Genomic DNA, 9149 nt, shown 5'->3' on the forward strand with positions numbered 1-9149 from the left:
AACCGAAACCTTGGTCGCGGACCTTCCGTCGCATGGCTTCCGAACGCATGAAAAAACCCGCCTGTGGGCGGGTTCTTACGACGTCTGGTATGTAGGCCTTCAGCCGCCGCGAACGACGGACGGGGCGCGGGGGCTCGGCGGGGGGCCTTTTCGCGCGGGGGCTGCGATCAGTCCCTCGCGGATCGCGATCTTTCGCGCCGCCTTGCGGCCACGACGAACAGCCTCAGCGGCCTCGCGGACCCGCTTCTCGGACGGCTTCTCGTAGTAGCTGCGAAGCTTCATTTCCCGGAACACGCCCTCGCGCTGAAGGCGCTTCTTGAGGACCCGGAGAGCTTGGTCGACATTGTTGTCGCGAACTAGAACCTGCAAACATTATCCTAACTTGAGATCCGGCCCACCTTGGGCGACCGGCGGGAACGCCGACGGCGCTCCAACGCTCTTTGTATCACACCCCGGCTCAAAGCGCACCCCTTGTTCGCGGCGCGTTCAGAGGCGGCTGAAAGTTGCCCGGATGTCGCAACTCTGCCGCGCCTGGATCGCAAGGGCGGGGCATTGCTCGGCCTTTTGCGTCCTGCGCTCGGGCGGCCGATCCGGACGGGGAGAGAAAACACCAACAGCAATTATGACGAAAATCAATGCGGAAGGCTGCTTGCTGATCTTCCGTCTGACGGAGCATTCAGCTCCGGAGAAGGAACATGTGGAACCGCACCCTTAGCACGGCGCTATTCTTTGGCCTTTGCCTGGGCGTCGCGCCGGCAATGGCTCAGACAACCGCAACGACCCCGCCCATCGATTTGTCGCAGGCCGGGACAACACCAGCGGAAAATCAGGCCTTCGTGGCGGCCATGACGCCTGAAGATCAGGCGAACGTAATCACGGCCTGCGTGCCGGTCATCATCGCGCCGGACGCTAACACGCCTCCAACCGTGGTGTCGTTCTGCAATGCGGTGTCGGAAGCCGGCGTCCCTGCGGCCGGCACTACGCCCGAGGAAAACATGGCCTTCTTCAATTCCCTGCCGGCGGCACAGCAGGAAAACGTCAAGGCGGCATGCACGCCAGCTGCTTCGGCCACGCCGACGGGTAGCACCAACCCGGCAATGTTGTTGAACTTCTGCCAGTCCGTTGCATCGCCGTGATGGAAGCCGCTGCGGCGCCAGGAGCCGCCGCGAGGCACCCCTTCAGACATCGGGCGGCCTCCGGGCCGCCCGATCTTACGGGCAACAGCGAACGGGTAGCCGTGAAGGTGCGAGCTTCTAGTGCGGCTGCTCACCGGCACGATACCCGCCTTCCCGCCGCGCCGTAACATTCTCGTAGATCTCGATGGCCTCGGGACCGTCCAGCACATCGATGATCTGCTGCAGCGTCGCGGCCGGGGTCTGGCCGGTGTCGGGGGCAAGGTAGCTGCCGAGGATTTCGTGCATGCGCACGATGATCTCCTCGGCCGACGTCGGACGGAACTGAGTGCCGGGCGTCTCGGTAGCGTTGCGAACGTGAGCCATGGCGCATCTCCTTTCCGTTCCAACCTCCCGCGCCCTTCCTCGTTCCATCAATCGACCGGTGACCGGCGCGGGACGGTGGCGGCCTCCCTCTTCGCCCCCCGCAACGTGAGGTGCGCGCGGGAAACCTCGGCCGCGCCGGTGCGTTGATTCCCGTCAACGCAAGGGAGAGCCCGAAATGGCAGACCACAAGACCAACCAGGGACAGCAGGACCGTTCACGCGTTGCCGGCGACCAGCCGTACGAGGCCAGCTATTTCGCCGACAAGCACGGCATCACGCTCGACCAGGCCCGCGCGATCATCAAGAAAGCCGGTCCAAGCCGCGCCGATGCCGACGCTGCGGCGCAGCGGCTGAAAAACTGAGGCAAGTCGGGCGAAATTTGGCACCACCGCGCAGTTCACCGGCTCAGCGTTTCGTTGTGGATAAGCACCGGGTGCTCTCCGACGATTGCCAATTGTCAATGCGGGCACGACGTGGCGACCTATTTTCGGCGTGCCTGTGTGGCGTTCCCCCCAAACTGCCCCTTGGCGACGCGACCACGCTGCTGCCGCCCACCGCACGGCAGGCGTGGTCGCTTTTCTTTGACGGGTGGCCCCGGCTTTCCCGTCAGCGGCGGCCGGCGCAAGCGGCTGTCGGTGTGCCGGAAGGTGCCTGTGACCGGCAGATGACTTCACCGCATCGGCGTCGTCGCGCCATGTTCTCGTTGCAGCGTGCAATGGTGGGGAGAGATGTCCGTCGTCCAGTCCCGCCTTCGAGAGGTTTGACCATGTCGCCGCGCTCCAGCTTCATCGTTGCCGTTGGGGCGACTCTGTTGAGCCTCGGCGTTCTCGCAGCCGCGCCCGGCGTTTACGCAGCGGACAACGTCACGGTGATCATGGTCGCCCTCGACTATGGCGCCGCGCCGACGATTGCCGAGGGCAAGATCAGGGGGCACGGTTCCATCGACTACACCTTCTCGGGCAAGGCCGAGCAGGTGCTCGACGCCTCGCTGACGCCGGAGACGGTGTATTTCGACGTGCTGCAGCAGGGCGCGGAGGAGGCGATGTATGTCGGGTCGGCGCAAGGCAACAGCTTGTCGGCCGCCCTCCCCGCCGACGGCACCTATGTCGTGCGCGTCTACCAGACGGGCGCTGCAGCGGACCGCAACGACACAAGCAAGTTCGAACTCACCCTGTCGCTGTCCGACGCGGGGGATGGGAACGCCGGCGTGCCGGAGTTCCTGGCGGTGACCGGGCTGAAGGCCGGCGCCATGCTCAACGTGCGGTCCGAGCCCTCGACCAGAGGCTCGGTTGTGGCTCACATTCCAAACGAAACCCTGCTGCGCAACTTGGGGTGCGAAGGGTCCGGGCAGACCCGGTGGTGCCAGGTCCGCGGTGTGGAAGGAGCAGAAATCGAGGGTTGGGTGACGGGACGATTTCTGCGCGAGACTGGACCGGACGGGAAATGACCCCGTCAGGCATCCCTGCAGCCCGGTGCCCCAGCCCGCCCCCGACATCGTTCCACGAACCCCGACCTAAAGTCGTAGCCGCCACCCGGTTGACTCGCCGGCGGTGGAAGCGCTCACTCTTGGAACGCTGCATTCCACCTGTGGAACACAAAACAGGGAGCAGCCGTAGAGGATGGGGAGGACGGAAGTGCGGGAAACCGTGCGTTTCGGGTATGGTTGCGGCTTCGGCACGCGCTCCGCCGACGCTTGGCATCTCGACTTTCCGGCGTTGTGCGCGTTTTGACCACCAGAGATTTCGGCATCGGCTCGACGCCCCGCACCAGCCTCGGTTGGGGCGCGTAGCGCCACGATGTCCAGCATCAAGCGCACCATCCAGGTTCTCGACCTGCTGGCCCGCAAGGGCGCGCTGAGCGCGCGCGGCGTGGCGCAGCAGTTGAGCCTGCCCGTCGGCTCGGTGCACCGGCTGCTGATCGACCTCAGCGACGAGAACGTGGTCGAGCGCAACGCCGAGGGCGCCTGGCAGCTCTCCTACCGGCTGCTCGCCATCACCGACCTGCAGCTCGACGGCGTCGCGTTTCCGCGGCTCGCGCGGCCGTTCTGCGAGGCGATCGCCGAAAGGACCCGCGAGACCGTGAACGTCAACGCGCTGAGCGGCGAAGGCTGTGTCTGCATCGACAAGGTGCGCGGCAACGAGGGCATGCAGCTCGACTGGCGCATCGGCTCGCGCGGCCCCCTCCATTGCGGCGGCAGCGCCAAGGCGATCCTCGCCATCCTCGGCGAAGCCGATCAGCAGCGGGTGCTGGCCCAGCCCATGGCCTCCCTCACCCGCTACACCATTACCGACCCTGCGGAACTGAGGGCCGAACTCGCCCGCACCCGCAAGCGCGGCTACGCCATCGACAACCAGGAAGTGGTGGTTGGCGTGTTCTGCGTGGGGGTACCCATCGTCGATCGGCTCGGCCGGCCGGTCGGTGCCCTCAGCATCTCCGGCCCCTCCCCCAAGGCGCCGGGAGCGGCCGTCCAGCCGCTGGTCGATCTGTTGAGCGACGCGGCGAGCACCGTCAGCAGACGGCTCGGCTACACCGGGCAATGGCCGCCGCAGCAGGCCGGCGAGCGGGCGCTCGCAACCGTAACCACACATTGAGGACTAAGACATGCGTTCCGCCTGGGTGATGAAGCTGAAGCCCGGCCAAGAGGCCGAATACAAGCGCAAGCACGACGAGATCTGGCCCGAGATGGTGGCGCTGCTGAAAAGCCAGGGCGTCTACAACTACTCTATCTACCGCCACGGCCTCTTGCTGTTCGCCTATCTCGAAAAGCCCGACGACGCGCCGTCGCAGACCGAGGGTGTCGATCCGGTGATCCAGCGCTGGTGGGAGTGGATGGCGCCGCACATGGAGACCCATCCCGACAACCGGCCGATCGCCGAGCCGGTCGAAGAAATGTTCCGGCTGGATTGAGGACGAACGATGCTGCAAGTCGTCGATCCGCACATCCACCTGTGGGACCTCTGGACCCGCATCTACCCGCATTTCGAAAAGCCGGGCAAAGGCGGCGCCAATGCCGCGATCTCGCGCAGCTACCTACTCGAGGAATATCTCGAGGAGGGCGGTGACGAGGTCGAGGTGGTCGGCGCGGTGCATGTCGAGGCCTTCCCCACCGATCCGGTGAAGGAAAGCGAGACCCTGCAGGCGGTGGCCGATCGCAGCCCCGTGCCGATCGTGCTCGTCGCCCATGGCGACCTTGCGGCGCCCGATTTCCCCGCCCTGCTCGACCGCCACGCGCAGTTCCCGATCTTCCGCGGCATCCGGCAGGTGGTGAACCGGCATGCGGACCCCAGGCTCAACTACATCACGCGCGACCTGATGTACGAGCCGACCTGGATCGACGGTCTCAAGGAACTCGGCCGCCGCGGCCTGTCGTTCGACCTGCAGCTCTATCCGCACCAGATGGAGAAGGCGGCGGAGCTCGCCGCCGCGGCGTCCGATACGCAGATCATCCTCAACCACGCCGGCATGTGGGCGGATCGCGATCTGGCCGGCTGGAAGGCCTGGAAGGCCGGGATGCGGGCACTTGCGGCAGAGCCGAACATCGCGGTGAAGATCAGCGGGCTCGGCATGCTGGACAAGGCCTGGACGGTGGAGAGCTTCCGGCCGCTGGTGCTTGAGACCATCGAAATCTTCGGCACGGATCGGGCGATGTTCGCCTCGAACTTCCCCGTCGACAAGCTGACCAGCGATTTTCCGACGCTGTGGAAGGCGTTCGCGAGGATCACCGAGGGCGCGTCGGAGACTGAAAAAGCGGGATTGTTCCGCGACAATTCGAGAAAGTTCTACCGCATTTCCAACTGAATTCCGGCTCCCGACGTGGCGCCGGCACGACATATGACGACCGAGGAGTCTGTTACGTGAAGATCAAGTCCATCGAAGCCTTTGCCATCACCAATCCGATTGCCGGCGGCACCTACGAAGAGGCCAAGCAGAAGGGCACGGCGCGCCGTCCGCCCTGGACCAAGGATGCCGAGGTCGCCAACCCGATGTCGCGCTATCCGCGCTACAAGGCGCTGCGCGCGTCGTGGAATGCCGCCTTCCCGGCGGTCGGCGTGCTGGTCACTGCCGATGATGGTTCGTGGGGCTTCGGCACCACCGGCTACGGCCAGCCCTCGATCAGCCTGATCAACGACCATATCGGCCCGCTGCTGGTGGGCGAGAACGCGCTGGCCACCGAAAAGCTCTACGACATGATGATGCGCATCACGTCGCCCTACTCTCCGTCGGGCCTCGCCTCCTATGCCATCAGCGGCATCGACCTGGCGCTGTGGGACCTGAAGGGCAAGGTGCTGAACCTGCCGGTCTACGAGCTCGCCGGGGGCGCCGCCCGCGACAAGCAGTTCGTCTACGCCACCGGCAACGACACCGACTGGCACATGGAACTGGGCTTCAAGGCCACCAAGCTCGCCTGCCCCTACGGCACCGCCGACGGTCTCGAGGCGCTTGACAAGAACGAGGAGTTCGTCGGCAAGGCGCGCGAGCTGATCGGGCCGCATGTCGAGCTGATGCTCGACTGCTGGATGGCCTTCGACGTCGAGTTCGCGGTGCGCCTGGCGCACCGGCTGAAGCCGTTCAATTTGAAGTGGATGGAAGACTGCCTGATCCCCGAGGATCACACCTCGCACAAGGCGCTGCGTGAGCGCCTGCCGTGGCAGACGCTGTCGACCGGCGAGCACTGGTACACGCCCTACACCTTCTTCGAGGCGGCCAAGGATCGCGTCGTCGACATCTTCCAGCCCGACATCCACTGGGTCGGCGGCTTCACCGCGGTGCAGAAGATCACCGCCATCGCCGATGCAGCGGGCCTCGAGGTGATCTGCCACGCGGGCATGAACACGCCCTACGGGCAGCACTTCAATTACTCCTCGCCCAATTCCCGGTGGGGCGAGTTCTTCGTCGGCGGCGCGCCGGGCGTGCCGCTCAAGGAAACCAACAACTACCCCGGCATGGCCGTGCCCAAGGACGGCTACGTGGTGGTCAGCGACGAGCCCGGCTTCGGCCACGGCCTGTCGAAAGAGGCCATCGAGGGGATGGCTCTCTGAGTTCTGTCAACGGTCGATCAACGACCAGATGAGGAGGATCCGAATGATACGTGCATCTTTGAGAAAGCATCTGTTCGGCAGCGCCATGGCGCTGCTGGCAGTGCCGCTGCTGGCATCCACCGCCTTCGCGCAGGTGGCCGACGTGCCGCGCAACGAAACGCTGGTGCTGACGCCATGGGGCGACCAGCCGGCCCAGTTCGCCAACACCGAGAACTGGCACCCGTACCTGACCTCGATCACGCACCAGCGCGACGTGATGCAGTTCACCGTCAACGAGGCGCTGTTCTACACCAACCTCAACGACGGCAAGCTGATCCCGTGGCAGGCCGAGAGCTTCGAATATGCTCCCGACTTCCTCAGCGCCAAGATCAAGCTGCGCGACGGGGTCGAATGGTCGGACGGCCAGAAGTTCACTGCCGACGACGTGAAGTTCACGCTCGAAGCCATCCGCGATGCCCCGCCCGAAGTCGGTGGCTCGGCCGCCTACAAGGAGTGGATCAAGGACGTCACGGTCGATGACCCGCTGAACGTCACCATCAACTTCACCAAGCCTGCGCCGCGCTTCGTCCGCGACTTCCTCGCGCTCGGACACGAGAACCACTACCCGATCCTGCCCAAGCACATCTGGGAAGGCCAGGATATCGCGACCTTCACCAATTTCGACCTCGCCAAGGGCTGGCCGGTCGGCACCGGCGCCTACAAGCTGGTCTCGACCACCAACCAGCAGGAGATCTTCGATCGCCGCGACGACTGGTGGGGCGCCAAGGTCGGCTTCCAGGACCTGCCGGCGCCCAAGCGCATCACCCTCGTCCCCGTCTCCAGCGACGACGCGATGGGCCAGCTGCATATCGCCAACCAGGTCGACGGCGGCCGCCAGCTGCTGATCGGCACGTTCGAGGCGGCGCGCGCCCAGAACGACAAGCTCGCCTCGTGGAACGCCGAAGGCCCGAACTGGGGCGCTCCGGACGGCTGCGACTACTCGCTGGTGTTCAACCAGATGCGGGAACCGTGGAACGACGTGAACGTCCGCTACGCGATGAACTACGCCATCGACCGCGCCGCCATCAACGACATCGGCTACGAAGGCGGCCAGAAGCCGGTGACCTTCGCCTTCTCCAACTACATGGCCGGCACCTGGCTCGGCGAGGGCAGCCCGCTCAAGGCCGTGCTCGACAAGTACAACCTCGACAACCCGGATCCGGCCAAGGTCGAGGAGTACATGACCAAGGCCGGCTACGCCAAGGACGCCAACGGCCTCTGGGCCAAGGACGGCAAGCCGCTCACGGTTACTGTGCGCACCCCGGCCTTCATCCAGCCGACGCTTGCTCCCTTGACCCAGCAGCTCAAGAACGCGGGCTTCGATGCCGTGCAGGCTCCGGTGGATGACACCTGGCTGCCCGACATCCAGAGCGGCAACTTCGACACGATGATCTTCGTGCACTGCGGCAGCCTTTCGGAGCCGCTCGAGACGCTGCAGCACTACCACAGCAAGTTCGCTCGCCCGCTCGGCGAGAACATCCCGAACGCCGTTGCTGCGTCGCGCTATATGAACCCGGAATACGACAAGCTGATCGACGCCATGGACGCGGTACCGGCCAGCACCGATCCGAACTCCGACTACATGAAGAACGCCGTCGCCGCCCTCGACATCGCCCTGCGTGACCTGCCGCAGATCGACCTGCTCGAGGAATATCACGTGGTCACCTTCAACAACACGTACTGGACCGGCTGGCCGTCGGCCGCCGACCCGTACGTGGCGCCGTATACCCCGTGGGAGGCGTTCAACGTCGTCATCCACAACCTGAAGCCGACCGGCGCTCAGTAAAACGGTCCTCCCGACCGTAGCGGGCGGCGGCAGTTCTCCGCCGCCCGCACCCCGTGACCGTTCGATGCCAATTGGAGACGGACCCGTGCAACACCCACCGATGCCATCCCTGCCAAAGCGGGGATCCAACTATCAGCTGGCGCCAACGGAGGCCTGGGTCCCTGCTTTCGCAGCGATGACACACGGGGTGTGCCGAGCTCACGGGCAGTCGGCAGGATTGGTTTGCCGATGAGCAAGGAACTCCTGCGCTACCTCGCGACGCGGTTCGGCCAGCTGCTGCTGATCGTCTTCGTGGCGGTGAGCGTCAACTTCATCATCCCGCGGCTCCTGCCCGGCGATCCGGTGCAGACGGCGCTGGCGCGGCTGCAGACCAGCGGCGGCGCGCAGAATGTCGATATCCAGGCGGTGTCGGCCGCCTATCGGGCCCGCTACGGCCTCGATGCGCCGATCTGGCAGCAATACATCAACTACTGGCGCGACCTGCTGACGCTCGATCTCGGCGTATCGTTCGCCAACTTCCCCGAGAAAGTGTCGACCATGATCGGCAACGCGCTGCCCTGGTCGGTGGCGCTGCTGACGGTCGCGACGCTGATTGCCTTCCTGGTGGGCTCGATCCTCGGGGCGCGGCTCGCCTGGCCGAGGGCCGGACGCGGGATCCGGTCGCTCGTGCCGATGCTGATGATCCTCACCTCGATCCCGTTCTACCTGCTCGCCATCATCCTCATCTATTTCTTCGCCGTGGTGCTGAAATGGTTGCCGCCCGCGGGCGGCGTCGACACCACGCGCA

Annotated in this window: 11 protein-coding genes; 9 read left to right on the top strand and 2 right to left on the bottom strand. The window is 65.3% G+C overall.

The window, feature by feature from the left end:
- Positions 1-99: 99 nt before the first annotated feature.
- Positions 100-369: a 30S ribosomal protein S21 gene (gene rpsU / locus JWQ89_RS03645; protein ID WP_299638491.1), complete on the bottom strand. Its 270-nt coding sequence runs from the start codon at positions 367-369 to the stop codon at positions 100-102.
- 326 nt (positions 370-695) lie between these two features.
- Here rpsU and JWQ89_RS03650 point away from each other — a divergent pair, with 326 nt between their 5' ends.
- Positions 696-1136 (top strand): hypothetical protein, encoded by a 441-nt coding sequence (locus JWQ89_RS03650; RefSeq protein WP_299638492.1) that lies wholly within the window; start codon positions 696-698, stop codon positions 1134-1136.
- Between the two features lie 117 nt (positions 1137-1253).
- Here JWQ89_RS03650 and JWQ89_RS03655 read toward each other — a convergent pair whose 3' ends face one another.
- Complete coding sequence (locus tag JWQ89_RS03655) at positions 1254-1499, bottom strand: hypothetical protein (RefSeq protein ID WP_299638494.1); 246 nt, start codon at positions 1497-1499, stop codon at positions 1254-1256.
- 175 nt (positions 1500-1674) lie between these two features.
- On the opposite strand from JWQ89_RS03655, the gene JWQ89_RS03660 reads away from it, so the two are divergent.
- The 8 genes from JWQ89_RS03660 to JWQ89_RS03695 all read left to right on the top strand — a co-directional run.
- Positions 1675-1860, top strand: a complete 186-nt coding sequence (locus JWQ89_RS03660) for a DUF3606 domain-containing protein (RefSeq protein ID WP_299638496.1) — start codon at positions 1675-1677, stop codon at positions 1858-1860.
- A gap of 404 nt (positions 1861-2264) precedes the next feature.
- A complete protein-coding gene (locus JWQ89_RS03665; RefSeq protein WP_299638498.1) occupies positions 2265-2945 on the top strand; it encodes an SH3 domain-containing protein in 681 nt (226 codons plus the stop codon).
- 349 nt (positions 2946-3294) lie between these two features.
- Positions 3295-4089, top strand: a complete 795-nt coding sequence (locus JWQ89_RS03670) for an IclR family transcriptional regulator (RefSeq protein WP_299638500.1) — start codon at positions 3295-3297, stop codon at positions 4087-4089.
- A 10-nt stretch (positions 4090-4099) separates the two neighbouring features.
- Positions 4100-4405 carry an L-rhamnose mutarotase gene (locus JWQ89_RS03675; protein WP_299638501.1) on the top strand — a complete coding sequence of 102 codons (306 nt, stop codon included), beginning with the start codon at positions 4100-4102 and terminating at the stop codon, positions 4403-4405.
- 9 nt (positions 4406-4414) lie between these two features.
- Entirely contained in the window at positions 4415-5296 is an 882-nt protein-coding gene (locus JWQ89_RS03680) for an amidohydrolase family protein (RefSeq protein WP_299638502.1), read from the top strand.
- 56 nt (positions 5297-5352) lie between these two features.
- Positions 5353-6537: an enolase C-terminal domain-like protein gene (locus tag JWQ89_RS03685; protein ID WP_299638504.1), complete on the top strand. Its 1185-nt coding sequence runs from the start codon at positions 5353-5355 to the stop codon at positions 6535-6537.
- Positions 6538-6580: 43 nt separating this feature from the next.
- Positions 6581-8362, top strand: coding sequence for an ABC transporter substrate-binding protein (locus JWQ89_RS03690; RefSeq protein WP_299638505.1), 1782 nt, complete (start codon positions 6581-6583; stop codon positions 8360-8362).
- A 228-nt stretch (positions 8363-8590) separates the two neighbouring features.
- Positions 8591-9149: ABC transporter permease (locus tag JWQ89_RS03695; RefSeq protein ID WP_299638506.1), on the top strand; the 559-nt coding region annotated here is incomplete at its 3' end.

It is taken from the genome of Devosia sp., from assembly GCF_028290645.1.
In the GTDB taxonomy this organism is placed as follows: domain Bacteria; phylum Pseudomonadota; class Alphaproteobacteria; order Rhizobiales; family Devosiaceae; genus Devosia_A.

Bases quoted from the DNA above. Each gene is read 5' to 3' on its own strand.
- JWQ89_RS03650 (WP_299638492.1), top strand. From the start codon at position 696: ATGTGGAACCGCACCCTTAGCACGGCGCTATTCTTTGGCCTTTGCCTG.
- JWQ89_RS03655 (WP_299638494.1), bottom strand. From the start codon at position 1,499: ATGGCTCACGTTCGCAACGCTACCGAGACGCCCGGCACTCAGTTCCGT.
- JWQ89_RS03660 (WP_299638496.1), top strand. From the start codon at position 1,675: ATGGCAGACCACAAGACCAACCAGGGACAGCAGGACCGTTCACGCGTT.
- JWQ89_RS03665 (WP_299638498.1), top strand. From the start codon at position 2,265: ATGTCGCCGCGCTCCAGCTTCATCGTTGCCGTTGGGGCGACTCTGTTG.
- JWQ89_RS03670 (WP_299638500.1), top strand. From the start codon at position 3,295: ATGTCCAGCATCAAGCGCACCATCCAGGTTCTCGACCTGCTGGCCCGC.
- JWQ89_RS03675 (WP_299638501.1), top strand. From the start codon at position 4,100: ATGCGTTCCGCCTGGGTGATGAAGCTGAAGCCCGGCCAAGAGGCCGAA.
- JWQ89_RS03680 (WP_299638502.1), top strand. From the start codon at position 4,415: ATGCTGCAAGTCGTCGATCCGCACATCCACCTGTGGGACCTCTGGACC.
- JWQ89_RS03690 (WP_299638505.1), top strand. From the start codon at position 6,581: ATGATACGTGCATCTTTGAGAAAGCATCTGTTCGGCAGCGCCATGGCG.